Source organism: Streptomyces sp. UW30, assembly GCF_008042075.1.
Taxonomy (GTDB): Bacteria; Actinomycetota; Actinomycetes; order Streptomycetales; family Streptomycetaceae; genus Streptomyces.
In genome coordinates, this window is sequence record NZ_RDBN01000008.1 from 22,293 (window position 1) to 43,944 (window position 21,652).

Sequence of the window (21,652 nt, forward strand, 5' to 3'; positions counted from 1 at the left end):
AAGGGGCGCGGGGAACTGCGCGACCAGCCACAAACGGCCCGCGGCTGCTGAACCGGCCTCAGCCGGCGCAGCGTTACGCGCGCTTGTACACGGGTGACCGCTTCTCCGCGAAGGCACGGGCGCCTTCCTTGGCGTCGGCGGTGTCGAAGATCGGCCAGCCTCGCTTGAGTTCGGCGGCGAGGCCGTCGGTCTCGGTCAGCTCGGCGGTGTCGTAGACGGACGCCTTGACGGCCTCGACGGCCAGCGGGCCGCAAGCGTTGATCTGTTCGGCGATCTCCAGGGCCTTGTCCAGGGCCGTGCCGTCCGGGACGACATGCCCGATCAGGCCGATGCCGGCGGCCTCGCGGGCGCTGTAGGGGCGTCCGGTGAGCAGCATCTCCAGGGCGTGGGTGCGCGGGATCTGCCGTTGCAGACGGACCGTGGAGCCACCGATCGGGAACAGGCCGCGCTTCACTTCGAAGAGCCCGAAGGTCGCCGACTCGCCCGCGACTCGGATGTCGGTGCCCTGGAGCATCTCGGTGCCGCCGGCGACGCAGTACCCCTCGACGGCGGCGATCACCGGTTTGCGGGGGCGGTGGTGGCGCAGCATCGCCTTCCAGTGCAGATCGGGGTCGGCCTTGAGCCGGTCGCGGTGGCGCTCCCCCTCCATGCCGTTGCCGGCCAGGGCCTTGAGGTCCATGCCCGCGCAGAACGAGCCGCCCGCACCCGTGAACACGACCGAGCGGATCGTGTCGTCCGCGTCGGCCTCGAGCCAGCCGTCGTACAGGCCGACGAGCATGGCCAACGAGAGTGCGTTCTTGGCCTCCGGCCGGTTGAGCGTGAGCACCAGTGTGGCGCCCTCGCGTCGCACGGTGAGGTGTTCCGTCCCACTCATCGCCCATCTCCCCTCTGAAAGAACGAGAACAGGTTGCAGGAGGCGCCGGGGCACTTCAAGGGTTTTCTGACAGGTAGTCAGATTTCTTGTGCGCGGACCCTTCACAGTTGTGCCGCCCTTTGCTCTGATGACCGGCAGCCGGTGGAGTGCGAGGGCGGGAGGAACGGTGGAGTACAACCTTGCCGACCTGTTCGAGTCGGTCGTCGACGCGGTCCCCGACCGCGAGGCACTGGTGTACATCGACCATCCGGGCACGGGTGCGCAGCGCCGTCTGACGTACGCGGAGCTGGACGCGGCGGCGAACCGGATCGGTCACCATCTGCTCGACAGCGGGATACGTCCCGGCGAGCATCTCGGGCTTCACCTCTACAACGGCGTCGAGTACCTCCAGACGGTGCTGGCCTGCCTGAAGGCTCGGATCGTCCCGGTCAACGTCAACTACCGCTATGTGGAAGAGGAGTTGGTGTACCTGTACCGGGACGCCGATCTGGTGGCCCTGGTCTTCGAGGCGGAGTTCACTGACCGGGTGGCGGCGGCGCTGCCACGGGTGGACGGGCTGCGGCATCTGGTGCGCGTCGGCAGTGTGGCGCCGGGTGCGGCCGACGCGCCGGTCGTGCCGGCCGTGACGTTCGCGGACGCCGAGGCCGCGGGATCGCCCGATCGGGGGTTCCCGGCGCGGTCGGGTGACGACCAGTTCATCATCTACACCGGCGGCACCACCGGAATGCCCAAGGGCGTGATGTGGCGCCAGGAGGACCTGTTCTTCTCCGGTCTCGGCGGCGGCGCGCCGACCGGTGAGCCGGTGCAGAAGCCGGAGGAACTCGCCGAACGCGTCGCGGCGGGCGGCGACGGCATCACCTTCTTCCCCACCGCCCCGCTGATGCACGGGACGTCCACGCTGACCGCCTTCATCGGCTTCAACTTCGGCCAACGCATCGTGATCCACCGCAAGTTCGCGCCCGAGGAGGTCCTGCGCACGATCGAGAAGGAGAAGGTCACCAGCGTGTCCCTGGTCGGCGACGCGATGCTGCGGCCCCTGGTCGACGCGCTGAACGGCCCCATGAAGGGCACGGACTGCTCGTCGATGTTCAGCGTGTCGTCCTCCGGGGCGATCATGTCGGACACGGTGCGCCGGCAGTTCCAGGACCTGGTCCCGAACGTGATGCTGCTGAACAACTTCGGCTCCTCGGAATCCGGCTTCAACGGTACGGCGACCGAGGACTCCGGGCCCGAGCGCGGGTTCCGCATCCGCGTCAACTCCCGTACGCAGGTGGTCGATCCGGCCACCTACGAGCCGGTCGCCGTGGGCGAGGTGGGCCGGGTCGCCCAATGCGGCCATGTGCCGCTCGGCTACTACAACGACGCGCGCAAGACCGCCGAGACCTTCTTCGAGAAGGACGGCCGGCGGTGGGTGCTGCTCGGCGACATGGCCACGGTCGACCAGGACGGCGTCGTCACCGTGCTGGGACGCGGCTCGCAGTGCATCAACACCGGGGGCGAGAAGGTGTACCCCGAGGAGGTCGAGCAGGCGCTCAAGTCCCACCCCGACGTGTACGACGCACTGGTGGCCGGGGTGCCGGACGCGAAGTGGGGGCATCACGTGGCGGCGGTGGTGCAGTTGCGCACGGGAGCCCTACGGCCGTCACTGGCGGACATCCAGACGCACTGCCGCTCCCACCTCGCGGGTTACAAGATCCCCCGCCAGTTGGTGATCACGGACTCGATCCGGCGCTCGCCCAGCGGCAAGGCGGACTACCGCTGGGCCCGGGAGGTGGCGGCGTCGGCGGACGGATGAATCCCGGGCAGCTCTGGTTGAACCCAAGGTGACGTGCGGACGTACTGATGGTGGCAGGCTCGGTCATGGACCGCTGTTTGCCATGCCATCGCAAGACCGCACGGAAGGACCGCCGGGTGTCGCTCTTCACTCGCTCTCGTCAGCCGCTGAACACCGCTGAGGGCGGGTCGGCCTCGGACGACGATGTCGCCGCGACCGGGGAGGACGGGGAGAGGGAACGGGTAGCGGAATCAGTGGGAGCGGCTGAGGCGGCTGAGGATGCCGCAACGGCCTCCCCCTCCCCCGGCTGGTTCGGCTGGCGGCGCCGCTACCCCCGTACGGCACGCGGCGTGACCGTGGGGACAACCGTCCTGGCCGGCGCACTGCTGCTCTTCGCGCTCCTGGTGCCCAACCGTCTCGAACGGCTCGGCCCCGAGGCGTTCTTCCGTCTCCCCGCCGAGGGGATCCTGCTGGCAGGCCTGCTGCTGGCGGTGCCGCCGCGCTCCAGGCGGCTGATGTCACTGGTCTCCGGTGCTCTGCTCGGGGTGCTCGCCGTCCTGAAGTTCGTCGACATGGGCTTCTACTCGGTACTGGCGCGCCCCTTCGACCTGGTCCTGGACTGGATCCTGCTGGACGACGCGGCGGAATTCGTACGGGAGTCGTTCGGCCGTACCGGACAGGTGCTGGCGGTCGTCGGGGTGATCGTCCTGGTCGTCGCGGTGCTCGTGCTGATGACGCTCGCGATGGTTCGGGTGACGAACCTGATGGTCGGCCATCGTGCCGTCGCCACCCGCACGACACTGATCCTCGGCACCGCGTGGATCACCTGCATGACCCTGGGCGTCCAGGTCGCCGGGGTCCCGCTGGCCACCAAGGGCAACGCCGACCTGCTCAACAACCGTATCGAGCAGGTGCAGGCCGGCCTCAAGGACGGGCGGGTCTTCGAGAAGCAGGCCGCCGTGGACGCGTTCGCGAAGACGCCGCCCGACCAGTTGCTGACGGGGCTGCGCGGCAAGGACGTGCTGTTCACGTTCATCGAGAGCTACGGCCGCGTCGCGATCGACGACCCGGCGATGGCGCCGCAGATCGACGCGGCACTCAAGGAAGGGACGAGCAACCTCAAGGCGGCCGGATTCCAGTCGCGCAGTGCGTGGCTGAGGTCGCCCGTGACGGGGGCGGGCAGTTGGCTGGCCCACTCCACCTTCCTCTCCGGCCTCTGGATCAAGAACCAGCAGCGGTACCGGAGTCTGACCACCAGCGACCGGGCGACGCTCGGCAGCTACTTCAGGAAGACCGGCGCGTGGCGGACGGTCGGTGTCGTGCCGGGGGTGCGGCGGGCCTGGCCGGAGGGCAAGTTCTTCGCGCTCGACCACATCTACGACTCCGAGCACCTCGGTTACCACGGCCCGTACTTCAGCTGGACGCCCGTGCCCGACCAGTTCAGCCTGGAGGCGTTCCAGCGTCTGGAGCACGGCAAGAAGGGCCGCGACCCGATCATGGCGGAGATCATCCTGGCCTCCAGCCACAACCCCTGGTCCCCCATCGCCCGCATGACCGACTGGGACGACCTCGGCGACGGCTCGGTCTTCCATCAGATCAAGAAGGAGGGAACCGACCCCAAGGAGGTCTGGAAGGACCCCGAGCGCGTCCGCACCGAGTACCGCCGTGCCATCGAGTACTCGCTCCACAGCCTCACCGAATGGGTCGAGCGCTACGGCACCGACGACACGGTCCTGGTCTTCCTCGGCGATCATCAGCCCGTCCCCACCGTCACGGCCGGCAGCACCAGCAAGGACGTCCCCGTCACGATCGTCGCCCGCGACCCGAAGGTCCTCGACAGGATCGCCGACTGGCACTGGACGGACGGCCTCAAGCCCGCCGAGAACGCCCCCACCTGGGGCATGGACCGCTTCCGGGACCGTTTCATGACGGCGTACGGGCCCCGGGGGGAGTGAGCAGCGGGGCGGCTGGGCCGTTCGAGGATCCCGAAACGGACGCTCGAACGGCCTAGCATCACGCGCCGGTGCGCGGGCGGCGTACCTACGGTCGCAATGACGGTCGTCGAGACCGATGGACCAAGAGGGAGCGCCCGTGAAGAGACGTACCCGCGCGATATGCACGACCGCGATCACCGTTCTCGTGACCGCCGGCCCGGTGGCCCAGGTGGCGCACGCCCGTGGCGACCTGGACTGCCGCGACTTCGCCTTTCAGGAGGACGCGCAGGCGGAGTTCGACCGTGACCTGAGCGACCCCAATCGCCTGGACGAGGACCAAGGTGCGGACGACAGCATCGCCTGCGAGGTCCTGCCACACCGCGAGTCTGCCGTCACACCGCTCCCCGTACGTACGGTGCTCCCCACGAGCACGGTGCTCCCCACACAGGGGGTCAGGGGCGGCATGGGAGGTGGAACGGGGCCGGCGGACTTCGAGGTGGTTCTGGGCGCCGGCCTGGCAGTCGGCGCACTCGCGCTGACCGCCGGCTTCGTCGTGTACCGGCGTCGGCTGGGCCGCTGAGGAGCGCCCGCTGCTCTTCTCACGCCGAGCGTCGGGACGTGCTGTCCTGCGACCTTCGAGGCAGGCTCATCGGAGCGGTACGCAGGGTCGCTTCGGGCGTACGGCCAGGAGACAGGCGCACGGCCAGGAGACAGGCGCACGACCGGGAGACGGACGTACGGCCGGAAGAACGGCAACTCCCGGCCGTGGCAGGGGACCTGGCCGGCCCCTCTCAGGACCGGTCGAGCACGTCCCGGCCGTCCGCCGACTCCTGCGCCGCGTCCGCCGCCGACTCGGCCGAAGCCTCGCCGTCCACGACTCGCGTCTCGCCCTCGACCCCAGCGCCGCCCTCGGCGACAACCGGCCCCGTCGGCGCACCCCGACCCGCGCGCCACCGCGTCAGCCGCATGGCCACCGGCTCGGTGTAGCGCGCGGTGAGCGGCCCCACGATCACCAGGATCAGCACGTAGGCCGTGGCCAGCGGGCCCAGCGAGGGCTCGATGCCGGAGGTGACGGCGAGGCCGGCGATGACGATGGAGAACTCGCCGCGTGCCACGAGGGTTCCGCCCGCGCGCCAGCGGCCCTTGACCGAGACTCCGGCGCGCTTGGCCGCCCAGTACCCGGTGGCGATCTTCGTGAGCGCGGTGACGACGGCCAGCGCGAGCGCGGGCACCAGCACCGGCGGGATACTCGCGGGGTCCGTGTGCAGGCCGAAGAAGACGAAGAACACGGCGGCGAACAGATCCCGCAGCGGGGCGAGCAGGTTGTGCGCGCCCTCCGCCACTTCCCCGGACAGCGCTATGCCGACCAGGAACGCCCCGACGGCTGCCGACACCTGGAGCTGCTGGGCGAGTCCGGCCACGACCAGGGTGAGACCGAGCACGACGAGCAACAGCTTCTCGGGATCGTCGCTGGAGACGAAGCGGGAGATGTGCCGGCCGTAGCGCACCGCGAGCAGCAGGACGAGTCCGGCGACGCCGAGCGCGATGGCCAGGGTGACGCTCCCCGCCGCCAGACCGGCCCCGGCCAGCAGGGCGGTGACGATCGGCAGGTAGACCGCCATGGAGAGGTCTTCCAGGACCAGGATGCTCAGGATGACCGGGGTCTCGCGATTGCCGAGCCTGCCGAGGTCGCCGAGGACCTTCGCGATGACGCCGGACGACGAGATCCAGGTGACGCCGGCCAGGACGACCGCGGCGACCGGGCCCCAGCCCAGCAGCAGCGCCATGACGGCACCGGGCAGGGCGTTCAGGGCGGCGTCGACAAGACCCGCCGGATACTGCGTCTTGAGATTGGAGACCAGGTCGCTGGCCGTGTACTCCAGGCCGAGCATGAGCAGCAGCAGGATCACACCGATCTCTGCGCCGAKCGCGACGAACTCCTCGCTGGTGCCCAGCGGAAGCAGCCCACCCTCCCCGAAGGCGAGCCCGGCCAGCAGGTAGAGCGGTATCGGCGAGAACTGGAATCGCCCGGCGAACCTGCCCAGCAGGCCGRGGCCGAGGATGATCGCGCCGAACTCGATGAGGAAAACCGCGGAGGAATGCATCGCGGCTCACTCCCGCCCGAGTATCTCGGCGGCCGCGTCCACACCCTCGCGGGTGCCGATCACGATCAGGATGTCGCCGCCCGCCAGGCGGAAGTCCGGCGCCGGCGAGGGGATCGCCTCGGCGCGACGCAGTACGGCCACGATGGATACGCCCGTCTCGGTCCGCATCCGGGTCTCGCCCAGCAGCCGTCCGTTCCAGTGCGACGTGGCGGACAACTCGACGCGCTCGGCGACGAGGCCCAGCTCCGTGGTGGACAGCAGGCTCGGACTGTGGTGCGCGGGCATCAACGCGTCGATCAGCGTGGCCGCTTCGGCGGAACTGAGCCGCGCCGACAGCGCGCACGCGTCCGGATCGTCCTTGCGGTACGCGCTCAACGTGCGTGATCCGTCCCGGTGGGCGACCACGGACAGGCGGCGTTGTTCGCGTGTCGTGAGGTCGTAGCGGACTCCGATGCCGGGCAATGGCGTACTGCTCAGGCGAGGAGCGCCCATAGCTGTCCCCCCTCATTAACGTGTTCTCTTCCAGCACTCTTTGGCGAAACTTTACCTACTGGGGTACGTGCGGGCCGAACCCAGCCCGCCCTTCAGCCACTCCCGTCCAGGAACGCGACGACCCGCCGTACGAACCAATCCGCGTCGTCGAGCCACGGACAGTGCCCGGCGCCGGGCTGCAGGGCGTACTCGGCGTCGGGGAATATCTCGGCGGTGCGGCGGGCGAGTTCGGGGCGGGGGCCACCGTCGAGTTCGCCGGCGAGGACGAGAACCGGGGCGGTGAAACGGGCCGGTTCTTCCACGTCGTCGACCATGTGGTCGCAGCGCTACGTGGCCGGGTCCTCCGGCGCCGCGAATCCCCGGCGCCCACGGCGCAACGGGCCTGCCCCGGTCCGACGGGCGTCGCGGGCACGGCCTGGGCGGCCTCACGCGGAGAAAGTGTGACCCATCCTCTTGCCTGATCATTCGTGGCCTGAATTACTGATCCCGAGCACCCAGACCGAATGATCGGTCGTCCGGATTGATGCGGTTGGCGAGGGAGAGCACCTCATGGCGGACGCGACGGAACTGGACTCCGGGGAACGACTCGCCCCGGAGGCGCTGCGGGCGTTGCAGCTGGAGCGGTTGCAGAGATCGCTGCGGCACGCGTACGACAACGTGCCCTTCTACCGGGAGTCCTTCGACAAGGCCGGCGTACGGCCCGAGGACTGCCGCTCGCTCGCCGACCTGGCTCGCTTCCCGTTCACGACCAAGGCCGACCTGCGCGAGAACTACCCGTACGGGATGTTCGCCGTGCCCCAGGACCGTATCCGCCGCATCCATGCCTCCAGCGGCACCACCGGACGCCCCACGGTCGTCGGCTACACCGAAGCCGACCTTTCCCTGTGGGCCGACATGGTGGCCCGCTCCATCCGGGCGGCGGGCGGACGCCCCGGCGACAAGGTGCATGTGGCGTACGGCTATGGGTTGTTCACCGGTGGTCTCGGCGCACACTACGGGGCCGAACGGCTGGGCTGTACGGTCATCCCCGCATCCGGCGGGATGACCGCCCGTCAGGTCCAGCTGATCCAGGATCTGCGGCCCGACATCATCATGGTGACGCCGTCGTACATGCTCACCCTGCTCGACGAGTTCGAGCGGCAGGGTGTCGATCCGCGCGGCACGTCCCTGCGCGTGGGGATCTTCGGCGCCGAGCCCTGGACCGAGGAGATGCGCCGCGAGATCGAGGAGCGGTTCGCGATCGACGCCGTCGACATATACGGGCTCTCCGAGGTAATCGGGCCCGGGGTCGCGCAGGAGTGTGTGGAAACCAAGGACGGGCTCCATGTGTGGGAGGACCACTTCTACCCCGAGATCGTCGACCCGATCACCGGCGAGCTACTGCCCGACGGCGAGGAGGGCGAGCTGGTCTTCACCTCGCTCACCAAGGAGGCCATGCCCGTCATCCGGTACCGCACGCGGGACCTGACGCGGCTGCTTCCGGGGAGCGCCCGGGTGTTCCGGCGGATGGAGAAGGTCACCGGGCGCAGTGACGACATGGTCATCCTGCGCGGAGTCAATCTCTTCCCCACACAGGTCGAGGAGATCGTGCTCCGCACACCGGGCGTGGCGCCCCACTTCCAGCTGCGGCTCACCCGGGAGGGCCGTCTCGACGCGCTCACCGTGCGGGCGGAGGCCCGCCCCGACGCGTCCCCCGAGACCCGGGACGCCGCCGCGCAGGCCATCGCGGCGGCCGTGAAGGACGGCATCGGGGTGTCGGTGGCCGTGGAGATCGTCGAACCGGAGTCCCTGGCACGCTCCGTGGGCAAGATCCGCCGGATCGAGGATCTGCGTCCGCGTTAACCGCCGGCGCTCAGCGGGCGGCGTCACCGGCGAACCGGTCCCGCAGCTCCCGTTTGAGGATCTTCCCACTCGCGTTGCGCGGAAGCTCGTCCACGAACACCACCCGCTTCGGCGCCTTGAAGTGGGCGAGCTTGTCCCGCGCGTGGTCGATGAGCTCGGCCTCGCTCACCTCGCCGCGTGACACGACGACCGCCGTGACGGCCTCGATCCACCGCTCGTCGGGCAGGCCGATCACGGCGACCTCGGCGACGCCCTCGTGGGTGTACAGCGCGTCCTCGACCTGCCGTGAGGCGACCAGTACGCCACCGGAGTTGATGACGTCCTTGACCCGGTCGACGATGGTGAAGTAGCCGTGCGCGTCCCGCACGGCGAGGTCGCCGGAGCGGAACCAGCCGTCGCGGAAGGCCTCGGCGGTCTCTTCGGGCTTGTCCCAGTAGCCCTCGCACAGCTGCGGGGAGCGATAGACGATCTCGCCGGGGGTGCCGTCGGGGACGCCCTCGCCGTCCTCGTCGACCACGCGCGCGTCGACGAACAGGACGGGCCGTCCGCAGGAGTCCATGCGTCCCTTGTGCTCGTCCGGCGCGAGGACGGTGGCGAGGGGGCCGATCTCGCTCTGCCCGAAGCAGTTGTAGAAGCCGAGCTCCGGGAGCCGTTCACGCAGTCGCTCCAGCACGGGCACGGGCATGATCGACGCGCCGTAGTACGCCTTGCGCAGCCCACCGAGGTCGCGCTCGGCGAAGTCGGGGCGGTTGGCCAGGCCGATCCACACGGTCGGCGGGGCGAACAGGCTGTCCACGCGGCCCGCTTCGATCAGGTCGAAGAGCCGGTCGCCGTCGGGTGCGTCGAGGACGATGTTCGTGGCGCCGACCGCGAGGTACGGCAGCAGGAACACATGCATCTGCGCCGAGTGGTAGAGCGGCAGGGAGTGCGCGGGGCGGTCGCCCGCACTGAGGTCGAGGGCGGTGATCGCGCTGAGGTACTCGTGGACCAGGGCGCGGTGCGTCATCATCGCGCCCTTGGGGAGGGCCGTCGTACCGGATGTGTAGAGCAGCTGCACCAGGTCCTCGGCGCGCGGCTCGGGGCCGTCGTACGCGGTCGCCGTCGCGAGGCGTGCCAGGAGCGAGTCGTCGGCGTCACGCAGGGGCAGCGTACGAACGTCCTCGGACAGCCGGCCGGCGAGGCCCGGGTCGGCGAGCACCAGGGAGCTCCCGGACTGGCCGACGATGTAGGCGAGGTCGTCGCCGGTCAGGTTCTGGTTGACCGGGACATGGACAAGGCCCGCGCGGGCGCAGGCCAGGAAAGCGATCAGATAGGCGTCCGAGTTGTGGCCGTAGGCGCCGACCCGGTCGCCTCGGGTGAGGCCCTGGTCGAGCAGGACGCTCGCCGCGCGGGAGACCGCCTCGTCCAGTTCCTCGTACGTCCATGAGCGACCGCCGTACTCCACCGCGGTCCGTGCCGGAGTGCGCCGCGCGCTGCGCCGCAGCACCCCGTCAACCGTGCTGCCCTGTCCCTGCGTCATGACTCATGATCCTGGGTCCGACACCCGGGCAGGTCAAGCACCTGGGAGCGCGGACAGACCAGTAGGTACGCTCAACCGCTCCTTCCCTCAACGACGTTGGGAGGCACAGATGCGCACCACCCGCCCGAGACGACTGGCCGCCGCGGCGGCCGCCCTGCTCACCGCCACGGCCGCGTTGCCGGCTGCCGCGGCCGAAGGGCACAGTCGTCAGGAACATCCCTCGCACGGCGGCATGTCCGCCGTGATCCGCTACACCGAGTACGGCATCCCGCACATCGTCGGCAAGGACTACAAGTCGCTCGGCTTCGGCACCGGTTGGGCGCAGGCCGCCGACCAGGTGTGCACGCTGGCGGACGGGTTCGTGACCGTGCGCGGCGAGCGTTCCCGCTTCTTCGGCACGGACGGCGCGACCGACTCCGCGCTGTCCTCGGCGACCGGCAACCTCGCCGGCGACCTGTACTTCCGCGGCGTACGCCAGACCGGCACCGTGGAGAAGCTGCTCGCCGAACCGGCACCGCGCGGGCCCAGCCGCCAGGTCAGGGACCTGATGCGGGGCTTCGCGGCCGGGTACAACACCTGGCTGAAACAGAACCGGATCAACGACCCGGCGTGCCGGGGAGCCACCTGGGTGCGGCCGGTCACCACGCTGGACGTGGCCGCCCGCTTCTACGCCATCGCCGTGCTCGGCGGGCAGGGCGGCGCCGTGGACGAGATCACCTCAGCCCGGCCGCCCACCGGATCCGCCGCCCGCGGCGGCGGTGCGGCCCCGAACGCCGAGGCCCTGGTCCGGGCCGTGCGCGAGCGGAGCGCGGATACGGCCATGGGGTCCAACGCGGTCGCCTTCCGGGGCGACACCACGGCGAACGGGCGCGGGCTGCTGCTGGGCAACCCGCACTATCCGTGGCACGGCGGACGCCGCTTCTGGCAGGCGCAGCAGACGATTCCCGGCGAGCTGGACGTCGCCGGCGCGGCGCTGCTCGGGTCGCCGACGCTCGCCATCGGATACAACTCCCATGTGGCGTGGAGCCACACCGTGTCGACCGGAGTTCCGTTCAATCTGCATCAGCTGAAGCTGGACCCTGCCGATCCGACCGTGTACCTGGTGGACGGCAAGCCGGAGCGGATGAAGAAGCGGACGGTCACCGTCGCGGTCAAGGGCGGCGCACCGGTGACCCGCACCCAGTGGTGGACCCGGTACGGCCCTGTCGCGGCCGACGCCGGGGGCGAGCTCCCGTTGCCCTGGACGGCTACGACGGCGTTCGCGTTCAACGACCCCAACGCGGCCAACATGCGGTTCGCCGACACCTCGCTGGGCTTCAGCAAGGCGCGCGGCACGGCCGATGTCCTCGCGTCGCTCGCCCGGCATCAGGGCCTGCCGTGGGTGAACACGATCGCCGCGGACTCTTCGGGGCACTCCCTGTACTCCCAGTCGCAGGTACTGCCGCGGATCACCGACGACCTCGCGGCGCGGTGTTCCACGGACCTCGGCCGGGCCACCTACCCGGCGGGGGGTCTCGCGGTCCTCGACGGCTCCCGCGGTGACTGCGCGCTCGGCAGCGACCCGGACGCCGTCCAGCGTGGGACGTTCGGGCCCGCGCGGATGCCGACGCTGAAGGACGCGCCGTACGTGGAGAACTCCAACGACAGCGCGTGGCTCGCCAACGCCGACCGTCCGTTGACCGGGTACGAGCGGGTCTTCGGCAACATCGGTACGCAGCGCTCCCTGCGCACCCGCGGTGCGATCGAGGACGTGGCGGCGATGGCGCAGCGGGGCGGTCTGACGGTCCGGGACCTGGAGCGTCAGCAGTTCGGGAACCGGGTGCCCGCGGCCGACCTGGCCGTGGCCGACACCGCGAAGGCGTGTGCCGCGCTGCCGGGCGGTACGGCAACGGGCAGTGACGGCAAGGCCGTTGACGTCACACAGGCCTGTTCGGTGCTCGCGGCATGGGACCGGACGATGGACACCTCCAGCCGGGGCGCCCTGCTCTTCGACCGGTTCTGGCGGAAGCTGTCCGCGAAGGTGCCGGCCGCCCAGCGGTGGAAGGTGCCGTTCTCGGCGGCGGACCCGGTGCGCACCCCGAACACGCTCAACACCGGTGCTCCCGGCTTCGCCACGGCCCTCGCGGACGCGGTCGCCGAGCTGCGGGCGGCGGGCATCGTGCTCGACTCCCGCCTCGGGGAGCACCAGGTCGTCGTACGGAACGGTCAGCGCATCCCCGTGCACGGCGGCACGGAGGGCATGGGTGTGTGGAACAAGATCGAGCCGGTGTGGGATCAGGCGCGGGGCGGCTACACGGAGGTGACGACCGGCTCCAGTCACATCCAGGCGGTGGGCTGGAACGGCAGCCGCTGCCCGGTGGCCCGCACGCTGCTGACGTACGCGCAGTCGTCGAACCCGAACTCGCCCCACTTCAGCGATCAGACCCGGTTGTTCTCCGGTGAGAAGTGGGTGACCGCGCGGTTCTGCGAGAAGGACGTCCTGGCGTCACCCGTGTTGAGGGTGGTGTCGGTGGGCGAACACAGGTAACAGGGATGTGGTCCCGCCCCGTCCCACGGGCGGGACCACTTTTCGTCCCCACAAGAACGACCCGGGCGAATTGCTCTTTGCATCTCTGTGCTCCTGTGCGCCCCCGTGCAGAAAGGATTCGCGAAAGCGACAGCTGGTTGAACTGGGCAGGACATGACTCAAGCGCCAACTCGGTGGAGCATTTACCGAGTTCCATGTGGTGATTGAGACAGGGGTTTCCCATGAGTCATGTCGTGCCTGAATCAGGACACACCTGGAGGGTGGGGGTTGCGCCAGGCATATTCCCCACCGTAGCCCACGGTATCGCTTTGTTTCGGCGACCGCTGGATTTTCTCAAATCCTTACCCGCTCACGGGGATCTGGTCGAAGTCCGCCTGGGCCCCCTGCGCGCCTGGGCGGTGTGCCACCCGGAGCTGGTCCACCAGGTACTCATGGACGCGCGCACCTTCGACAAAGGGGGGCCGCTCTACGACAGGCTGCGGACGCTCTTGGGTGACGGCATCGGCACATGCCCCCATCAGGCCCATCGGCGGCAACGCAGGCTTCTCCAACCCGGCTTCCGCAAGGCCCGCGTCGCCGACCAGACGGAACTGATGGGCGAGGAAGCGGAGTCGGTGTGCCGCGAGTGGCGGGCGGGGCAGGAGGTCGACGTCAGCGCGACCATGCTGACGCTGTCGGCGCGGGTGATCGGCCGCGTCCTGTTCTCCGACTCGCTGGACGCCGCGACGGCCGCCGAGGTGCACAGTTGCCTCGTCACCATCGTCCGCGGCCTGTTCCTGCGGACGGTGGTGCCGGTCGAGGCCCTGTTCCGGGTTCCCACGCCCGCGAACCGGCGTTTCCGGCACGCTTCCGCCCGCCTGCGCGCGATCGTCGACGCGGCCATCGCCGAGCGCCGGCGAGGCACTCCCTCAAGTGACCGGGACGACCTGCTGGAGGTCCTGCTGTCGGCCGCGCGGAGCGACGGCGAAGGGGCGGCGATCACCGAACAGGAAGTGCGCAGCCAGGTGCTCACGCTGATATTCGCCGGAGCCGAGACCACCTCCCTGTGCCTCGCCTCCGCCTTCGATCTCCTGGCCCGGCATCCCGAGGACGAACACCGCCTGCACTGCGAGGTCGACGCCGTGCTCGCCGAAGGGCGGCCGCCCGGCCGCGACGAGTTGCCGCGGCTCGTCCACACGCAGCGCGTCATCACCGAGACCCTTCGCCACCGCCCGCCGGGCTGGCTCTTCACCCGGGTCACCACGAAGGAGACGGATCTCGCCGGGCACCGTCTCCCGCGGGGCGCAACCGTCCTGTACAGCCCATATCTCCTGCACCACGACCCCGCCTCGTTCCCCGACCCCGACCGCTTCCTCCCCGACCGCTGGCGGCCGGAGCAGGCCGTCACGGTCCCGCCCGGAGCGATGATCCCGTTCGCCGCGGGCACCCGGAATTGCATCGGCGAGACGTTCGCCATGGCGGAAGCCACGGTGGCCGTCGCGTTCATCGCCCGCCATTGGCGGCTGCACCATCTGCCCGGACACGTCGAACGGCTGCGCCCCGCGGCGTCCTTGGGGCCGAGGGATCTGGTGATGGTCTGCGAACCGCGGACACCACGGCCGATGGGCACACCGCCTCGGGCGCCCGCTTCCGCACCCCGGGCAACGGGGACCCCCGTCGTCCACGACCCCCGAACGGCAGGTGGCAGCGGTGTCCACGACGCATGAGGAAATCGCGGTCGCCGCATCGCGCGCAATTCCCGCCCCCAATCTGCGGCAGCTGATCGACGCGAACCTTTACATGCCCTTCCCGTTCCAGAGCAATCCCCACGCTTCTGAAGCCGCAGCGGGCGTCGAGAATTGGCTGAATACATGGGGGCTTACCGATGAGCCGACAGTAGCGGCCATGATCTCCTATACCCGCCCCGCCGAACTCGCGGCCCACAACAGCCCGACTGTGGATTCCGGCCTCCTCCAGATCATGGCCAACCAAATTGCCTACCAGTTCATCTTCGACGACCAGGCGGAAGACGTCGGCCTGCAGCGGCCCGGCCGGCTGCTGCCCATGCTGTCCGAGAGCGTCAGGATCCTGCGGGACGGCCAACCGCCCGACACCCCGCTCGGGGCCGCCCTTGCCGATCTCCACCGGCAGGTCCAGGAGCGGTGCACACCCGCTCAGGCCGCACGATGGGCCTGGAACAGCCGTGAGTACGTGCACGGTCTGCTGTACGAAGCGGTGGCCCAGACCCACTCCACCCCTCCGGGGAGCGGGCTGTGCCGGTCCATACGTTCCCTCATCGCGGGCATCGAGCCGTTCCACCCGCTGTGCGAGGCCGCGCAGCCGCACGAGCTGGCCCCGGAGGAGCTCCGGCATCCTGTCGTCCGGCGTCTGGGGCGGCTGTCGGTGGACGCGGCGGTGTGGATAGCCGACCTGTTCTCCGCCGTGAAGGAGCAGCGGGCAGGCGGCGTGATCAATCTGGCCCTTGACTACCAGCGCACACACCAGTGCTCGCTGCCGGAGGCCGTCACGCTGGCCATCCGACGCATCAACAGCACGATCAGCGAGTTCGAGGAGCTCTACGCCGAGATCAGGCCGGAGTTGAGCCCGAGCGGCGTCGGCTATGTGGAGGGCATGGGCGGCTGGATCCCCGGATGCTACTTCTGGTCGCGTACCGTTCCGCGGTACGCGGACACGATCGCCGCATCCGCCGTGCCCTGAGCCTCTGCCTGACCGCTCGCCCACAGCAGAGGGGCCCGAGCGGGGAGCAGGACATTTTACCCAAAGGGCCGAGACTTGAACGCCTGCTGCGGGAAAGTTCACCCTTCCCTGTCGACCTCCTGTTCCAACCCGTCCAAGGGGCGTCCGTGAGGGCGTACGCTCGCCCCCGTCCCGCGGGGAGCAACGACAGGAAGCGGTGGACCATATGGCCCATGGGCTGCGGCAACCGACCACCGAACACCGGCCTCTACTGGAACGCGACCGGGAACTCCAGGCAATCGACTCCGCGTTGTCGGACCTCCGTGACGCCGTCGACGGCGTACCCCGGACGCCGCGCGGCGGGTTGCTCGCCTTCACCGGTGCGGCCGGGCTGGGCAAGACCACACTCATCGCGGCAGCGCGCGCCCGCGCCGCCGCACTCGGACTCACGGTGTTCTCGGGCAAGGGCGGCGAGAAGGAGCAGGGCCTGGCGTTCCGCGTCGTCCGCCAGGTCATGCAGCCCACCCTGGCCACGATGAGCGAAACAGAACGTCGGACCTTCCTGGGCAGCTGGTACGGGATCGTCGGCGCCGCGCTCGGCCTCGAGGCGACGGCCGGCACTCAGGTGCCGGACCCGACCGGAGTGCGCGACGGCCTCGACTGGGTCATGACGCGCCTCACGGTGATGAACGCGCCTGTCGTTCTGCTCCTGGACGACCTGCACTGGGCCGATGCCGAATCCCTCGACTGGCTCGCCTCCTTCGCGCCCCGGGTCGCGGACCTCCCGCTCTTGATGGTCGTCGCCTATCGGCCCGACGACCTCCCGCCCGACGCGACCTCTTTCCGCACGCTCGTCGAGCGCCACGAAGAGCGCCCTCACGCGCTGTCTCCGCTCGGCAAGGACGGTGTGGCGCGCATCGTCAGGAACGAAGTGGGTGAGGAAGCCGAGGACGAGTTCTGCGGCGAGTGCTGGACGCTCACCGGCGGCAGCCCGTTCGAGACCGTCGAACTGGCCATCAGGCTCCGCGAACGGCAGATGAAGGGCAGTCAGGACGAACTGCCCGTGATCGGGGACCTTGCCGCGGCGGTCAAAGGCCCCGGACTGATCGAGCGTCTCCACCGGCTCGGCCCGAGCACCGTCCGCTTCGCGTGGGCCGCGGCCGTACTGGGTGGGTCCTTCTCCGCCGAGCTCGCCACCGGCATCGCCGTGGTCGGCAGCGAGGAGGCCGCCGAAGCGGCCCGGAAGCTGCGCGCCTCCCGCATCCTCGCGGACGGCGACGGGCCCGGGCGCAGCCTGGAGTTCGTCCACCCGTCGATCGCCACGACGATCTACCACGACATCCCCTCGGGCCTGCGGGTGGGCATGCACAACGCGGCCGCCGACGCGGCACAGGCGGCAGGGTTCGGCCCCACGGCCGCCGCCCGACACCTGCTGGAAGTGCCCTGCGACGGTCGGCCCGAAGCGGTCTCCGTCCTGCGCGCCGCCGCGCGTGAGTATCTCCGCGCCGGGGCCCCGGAGGCCGCGCGTCGCGTGTTGACCCGAGCGCTGCGAGAGCCGCCCCCTGCGGAGGACCGCGCCGCGCTCCTGCACGAACTCGCCTGCTCGACCTTCCTGATCGAGCCCACAGCCACGGTCAGCCACCTCCAGGAGGCGCTGACAGAGCCCGCGATGGACCCCGAACTCCGCGCCTCCATCGTCTACAAGCTGGCCCAGGCGCTGGCCAACACCGACCGGCTGACCGAGGCCGCCGCCGTGGCCGCCGACGAGGCACGGCGGGCCCCCAATCCGCGCATCAAACTGCGCATGCAGGCCGATCACTTCGTGTGGAGCGCGTTCCGCGCCGACGAGCCCGACTCGTCCGCCCGCTCGCGCCGGCTGGCACGGCTGGCCGACAAGCTGACCGGCCGCGGCTTGGAGGAGCGCTACATCCTGGGCCTGCGGGCGTGGGACGCCCTGGTACGCGGTGAACCGCGGCGAACCGCCCTCGGGCATGCCGAGGAGGCGCTGCGCGGGGGAATGAGCTGGACCGATGAGAACCGCGGCTTCGAGGTGCCCGTCGCGGTCGCCCTGCTCTTCATGTACTGCGACCAGCCGTGGCGGGCCGAAGAGCTGTTCACCAAGGGCATGGCCGAATGCGAGCACAAGGGCTGGAGCGGCTCCCACCTGGCGCAGGGGCAGACCCTCTCCGGCTACATCCGCTACCGTCGCGGCTGCCTCTCCGAGGCGGAGGAGCTCGTTCGGGCCGGGCTGCGCACCGCCGAGCGCGTCGAAGGCGCGGTACCCGCCCAGTGGTTCGCCATCGGCATCCTCATCCAGATCCTGCTGGCCCGCGGGCGGACCGCCGACGCGCGTCGGCTCGCCGACGCCCACCACTACGGCGATGTGGTCCCGAACGCCGTCATCTTCCCCGATCCCCGCACGGTGTACGCCGAACTACTCCTGGCCGAGGAGCGACACGTCGAGGCGGCACGGCTGTTGTCCGCCGTCGGGGACTGGCTCGAGGCACGGAACTGGCGCAACCCGGCCTGGTGCCCTTGGCAGCTGGACCTGGCCTCCGCTCTCGCCCGCACCGCCCCCGACCGGGCGGTCCGCCACGCCCAGGACGCCGTCAAGCGGGCGCGGGACTTCGGTGCGGCTTCCGCGATCGGCCAGGCGCTCCACGTCGAGGCCGAGGTGACCGGCGGTCCGGCCGCGCTCGATCTGCACGCCGAGGCCGTCGAACACCTGGAGCGATCACCCGCGTCGTACGAGTTGGCGCGTGCGCTCGTGGGGCACGGCGCCGCGCTGTCCCGCGACGGACAGGTGCAGGAGGCCGCCCATCGGCTCTACCAGGGGCTGGAAGGAGCCGTTCACTGTGGTGCCGAGGCTCTCGTCGCCCGGGCCAGGCAAGAGCTCTCGGCGGCCGGGCTGCGACCGCTGCCGCTGCGCTACGCGCAGACGGACACCCTCACCGCTCAAGAACGCCAAACGGCCGAACTGACGGTCCAGGGCCATCCGGAGGCGGTGATCGCGAAGGAACTGCGTCTCACCGAGCAGGGCGTACGGCAACTGCTGTCCTGCGTCTATCGCAAGATCGGCACCGACGCGGCGGGCCTCGCCCAGGCCTTGGAGACCTTCCCGCGCCCTCGGACGTGACCCACGAACGCCCTGCGGTTCCGCTCACACCGGCCGTGTGCGCCCCTCCCAGTACGGATCCCGCAGCCGCCGCTTGTACAGCTTGCCGTTGGGGTCACGAGGCATGTCGGTGATGAAGTCGACGCTCTTGGGCCGCTTGTAGCCGGCGAGTTGCCCGGCGCAGTGGTCGAGGATCGTGGCGGCGAGGGCGGGACCCGGCTCGTGGCCCGGGGCCGGTTCGACGACGGCCTTGACCTCCTCGCCCCAGTCGTCGTGCGGGATGCCGAAGGCGGCGGCGTCGGCGACGGCCGGGTGGGCCAGTAGGACGGACTCGATCTCGGCCGGGTAGATGTTGACCCCACCGGAGATGATCATGTCGATCTTGCGGTCGCGCAGGAAGAGATAGCCGTCCTCGTCGAGGTAGCCGAGGTCGCCGACGGTGAAGAAGTCGCCGATGCGGTTCTTCTTCGTCTTGGTCTCGTCCTTGTGGTAGGCGAAGCCACCGGTGTTCATCTTGAGGTAGACGGTGCCGAGTTCGCCGGGCGGTAGCCGGTTGCCGTCGTCGTCGAAGATCGCGAGTTCGCTGATCGGCCAGGGCTTGCCGACCGTGCCGGGCTTCTTCAGCCAGTCCTCGGCGGTCGCGAAGGCGCCACCGCCCTCACTGGCGGCGTAGTACTCCTCCACACAGGGACCCCACCAGTCGAGCATCGCCCGCTTCACATGGTCCGGGCACGGTGCGGCGCCGTGGATGGCGTGCCGCATGGAGGAGACGTCGTAGCGGGTCTGTATCCCCTCCGGGAGGGCGAGCAGACGGTGGAACTGGGTCGGGACCATATGGGTGTGCGTGCACTTGTGGGTGTCGATGACACGCAGCATCTCCTCGGGTGTCCACTTGTCCATCAGGACCAGCCGGTGCCCTATGTGGAGGGACGCGCCCGCGAACTGGAGCACGGCGGTGTGGTAGAGCGGCGAGCAGACGAGGTGCACGTTGTCGTCGAACGGCTTGATACCGAAGATGCCGAGGAACCCGCCCAGATAGGCCTCCTCCGGCGGCTTGCCGGGCAGCGGACGGCGGATGCCGCGGGGGCGGCCGGTGGTGCCGGAGGTGTAGTTCATGACCCAGCCGAGCGTGCGGTCCTCGGGTGCCGAATCCGGCTGTCCGTCGAGGAGTTCGGCGTAGGGCCTGAAGCCCTCGACCTCGCCGACCGCGTATCGGTGGGTGGCCGGGAATCCGGCCTGGTCGGCGGCCTCGCGGACCGTGCCGGCGAAGCGCTCGTGGGTGATGAGCACCTTGGCGCCGGAGTCGGCGACGATCCAGGCGATCTCGGGGCCGACGAAGTGATGGTTGACGGGGACCAGGTAGAAGCCGGCCTGGGAGGCGGCCAGATACGCGGTGAAGAACTCGACGCCGTTGGGGAGGACGACCGCGAAGGCGTCGCCGCGCCTGAGGCCGGCCGCGCGCAGGCCGTGGACGAGGCGGTTGGTGGCGGCGTGCAGGCGACCGGCGGTCCACCGCTCGCCGTCGGGGGCGACGAGGACCGTGCGCCCGGGGTCGGCCGTGGCCTGGGCCCAGAAGCCGACGGGCGGGGTGCTGACGGCGTGTGCCGCGGACGTGCTGGTCACTGGCTGCTCCTTCCGGCGATGCGGTTGATGCGGTCGACGGCTCGCTCGAAGCCGCGGGTGAGGTCGTCGAAGACGGCCTGGACGCTGCGTTCGCTGTTCATCCGGCCGACGATCTGTCCGACGGGTGTGCCGAGCAGGGGCTCGACCTCGTACTTCTGGATCCGGGAGACGGCCTCGGCGACGAGCAGTCCCTGCAGGGGCATGGGGAGGGTGCCGGGCCCGTCCGGGTCGTCCCAGGCGTCGGTCCACTCGGTGCGCAGTTGGCGTGCGGGCTTCCCGGTCAGGGCGCGGGAGCGGACGGTGTCCCCGGAGCCGGCGGCGAGCAGCTTGGCGGTCAGGGCGGACGAGTGCAGATCCGCTTCTGTGGTGGTGAGCCATATGGAGCCCAGCCACACACCTTGGGCGCCGAGGCTGAATGCGGCGGCCACCTGTTGTCCGCTTCCAATACCCCCGGCCGCGAGTACGGGCAGCGGGTCGACCGCGTCGACGACCTCCGGGGTGAGCACCATGGAGGCGATCTCACCGGTGTGGCCGCCGGCCTCGTAGCCCTGCGCTACGACGATGTCGATGCCCGCCTCCTGGTGCTTGCGGGCGTGCCGGGCGCTGCCCGCGAGCGCGGCGACGAGCACGCCCCGGTCGTGGGCGCGCTCCACGACGTCCGCGGGCGGTGAGCCCAGGGCGTTGGCGAGCAGCTTGATCGGGTAGTCGAAGGCGACGTCGAGCTGGGTACGGGCGACCTGCTCCATCCACCCGGTGATACGCCAGCCGGAGACCTCCCCCGCGGCCAGTTCGGGGACGGCGTACTTGGCGAGGGTGTCCCTGATGAACTGCCGGTGCCCCTCCGGGATCATCGCCTCGACGTCGGCCTCGCTGACGCCTTCCACCTTCTTCGCGGGCATGACGACGTCCAGGCCGTAGGGCCGGCCGTCGATATGCGCCTCGACCCAGTCGAGGTCGCGTTTGAGGTCGTCCGGGGCCGTGTAGCGGACCGCGCCGAGCACCCCGAAACCGCCGGCCCGACTGATGGCCGCGGCGACGGCGGGGAACGGCGTGAAGCCGAAAATGGCGTGCTCGACTCCCAGTTTCTTGCTCAGCTCCGTCTGCATGGGCGCAGGATGCCGCAGTCCTCCGGACGACGGAAGGCCTTTTCTGATGCTCCGTCAGATCTCTC

14 protein-coding genes and 1 pseudogene are annotated in these 21,652 nt (G+C 70.2%); 8 read left to right on the forward strand and 7 right to left on the reverse strand.

The window, feature by feature from the left end; translation table 11 throughout:
• Window positions 1-73 precede the first annotated feature (73 nt).
• Window positions 74-874 (reverse strand): crotonase/enoyl-CoA hydratase family protein, encoded by an 801-nt coding sequence (locus EAO75_RS08085; protein ID WP_147994370.1) that lies wholly within the window; start codon window positions 872-874, stop codon window positions 74-76.
• A 166-nt stretch (window positions 875-1,040) separates the two neighbouring features.
• Here EAO75_RS08085 and EAO75_RS08090 point away from each other — a divergent pair, with 166 nt between their 5' ends.
• From EAO75_RS08090 to EAO75_RS08100, 3 genes are all read left to right on the forward strand, one after another.
• Window positions 1,041-2,669: an acyl-CoA synthetase gene (locus EAO75_RS08090; protein WP_147994371.1), complete on the forward strand. Its 1,629-nt coding sequence runs from the start codon at window positions 1,041-1,043 to the stop codon at window positions 2,667-2,669.
• Window positions 2,670-2,785: 116 nt separating this feature from the next.
• Complete coding sequence (locus EAO75_RS08095; RefSeq protein WP_147994372.1) at window positions 2,786-4,603, forward strand: sulfatase; 1,818 nt, start codon at window positions 2,786-2,788, stop codon at window positions 4,601-4,603.
• Window positions 4,604-4,739: 136 nt separating this feature from the next.
• Entirely contained in the window at window positions 4,740-5,162 is a 423-nt protein-coding gene (locus EAO75_RS08100) for a hypothetical protein (RefSeq protein WP_187284345.1), read from the forward strand.
• A 211-nt stretch (window positions 5,163-5,373) separates the two neighbouring features.
• Here the strand turns inward: EAO75_RS08100 and EAO75_RS08105 are convergent, their stop codons facing one another.
• The 3 genes and pseudogenes from EAO75_RS08105 to EAO75_RS08115 all read right to left on the reverse strand — a co-directional run.
• Entirely contained in the window at window positions 5,374-6,687 is a 1,314-nt protein-coding gene (locus EAO75_RS08105; RefSeq protein WP_147994374.1) for a cation:proton antiporter, read from the reverse strand.
• Window positions 6,688-6,693: 6 nt separating this feature from the next.
• Window positions 6,694-7,179, reverse strand: a complete 486-nt coding sequence (locus tag EAO75_RS08110; RefSeq protein ID WP_147994375.1) for a cation:proton antiporter regulatory subunit — start codon at window positions 7,177-7,179, stop codon at window positions 6,694-6,696.
• A 92-nt stretch (window positions 7,180-7,271) separates the two neighbouring features.
• Window positions 7,272-7,469: pseudogene (locus tag EAO75_RS08115) on the reverse strand (alpha/beta fold hydrolase); the annotation flags it as partial.
• Between the two features lie 259 nt (window positions 7,470-7,728).
• Here EAO75_RS08115 and paaK point away from each other — a divergent pair.
• Window positions 7,729-9,021: a phenylacetate--CoA ligase PaaK gene (paaK, locus tag EAO75_RS08120; RefSeq protein ID WP_147994376.1), complete on the forward strand. Its 1,293-nt coding sequence runs from the start codon at window positions 7,729-7,731 to the stop codon at window positions 9,019-9,021.
• Between the two features lie 10 nt (window positions 9,022-9,031).
• Here paaK and EAO75_RS08125 read toward each other — a convergent pair whose 3' ends face one another.
• Window positions 9,032-10,540 carry an acyl-CoA synthetase gene (locus EAO75_RS08125; RefSeq protein ID WP_147994377.1) on the reverse strand — a complete coding sequence of 503 codons (1,509 nt, stop codon included), beginning with the start codon at window positions 10,538-10,540 and terminating at the stop codon, window positions 9,032-9,034.
• A 109-nt stretch (window positions 10,541-10,649) separates the two neighbouring features.
• On the opposite strand from EAO75_RS08125, the gene EAO75_RS08130 reads away from it, so the two are divergent.
• The 4 genes from EAO75_RS08130 to EAO75_RS08145 all read left to right on the forward strand — a co-directional run bounded on the left by EAO75_RS08130 (window position 10,650) and on the right by EAO75_RS08145 (window position 18,879).
• Entirely contained in the window at window positions 10,650-13,067 is a 2,418-nt protein-coding gene (locus EAO75_RS08130) for a penicillin acylase family protein (protein ID WP_147994378.1), read from the forward strand.
• Between the two features lie 221 nt (window positions 13,068-13,288).
• Entirely contained in the window at window positions 13,289-14,773 is a 1,485-nt protein-coding gene (locus EAO75_RS08135) for a cytochrome P450 (RefSeq protein ID WP_147994379.1), read from the forward strand.
• Window positions 14,757-15,764, forward strand: a complete 1,008-nt coding sequence (locus EAO75_RS08140; RefSeq protein WP_261989195.1) for a (-)-alpha-amorphene synthase — start codon at window positions 14,757-14,759, stop codon at window positions 15,762-15,764. The genes EAO75_RS08135 and EAO75_RS08140 overlap by 17 nt, the downstream gene beginning before the upstream one ends.
• Before the next feature lie 205 nt (window positions 15,765-15,969).
• Window positions 15,970-18,879 carry an ATP-binding protein gene (locus EAO75_RS08145; protein WP_147994381.1) on the forward strand — a complete coding sequence of 970 codons (2,910 nt, stop codon included), beginning with the start codon at window positions 15,970-15,972 and terminating at the stop codon, window positions 18,877-18,879.
• A 24-nt stretch (window positions 18,880-18,903) separates the two neighbouring features.
• Here EAO75_RS08145 and EAO75_RS08150 read toward each other — a convergent pair whose 3' ends face one another.
• Both EAO75_RS08150 and EAO75_RS08155 read right to left on the reverse strand, forming a co-directional pair.
• The gene (locus EAO75_RS08150) at window positions 18,904-20,481 is read right to left on the reverse strand and encodes an acyl-CoA synthetase (protein ID WP_147994382.1); all 1,578 of its coding nucleotides are present in this window, start codon (window positions 20,479-20,481) and stop codon (window positions 18,904-18,906) included.
• Complete coding sequence (locus EAO75_RS08155) at window positions 20,478-21,587, reverse strand: NAD(P)H-dependent flavin oxidoreductase (protein WP_147994383.1); 1,110 nt, start codon at window positions 21,585-21,587, stop codon at window positions 20,478-20,480. The genes EAO75_RS08150 and EAO75_RS08155 overlap by 4 nt, the downstream gene beginning before the upstream one ends.
• Between the last annotated feature and the right edge of the window lie 65 nt (window positions 21,588-21,652).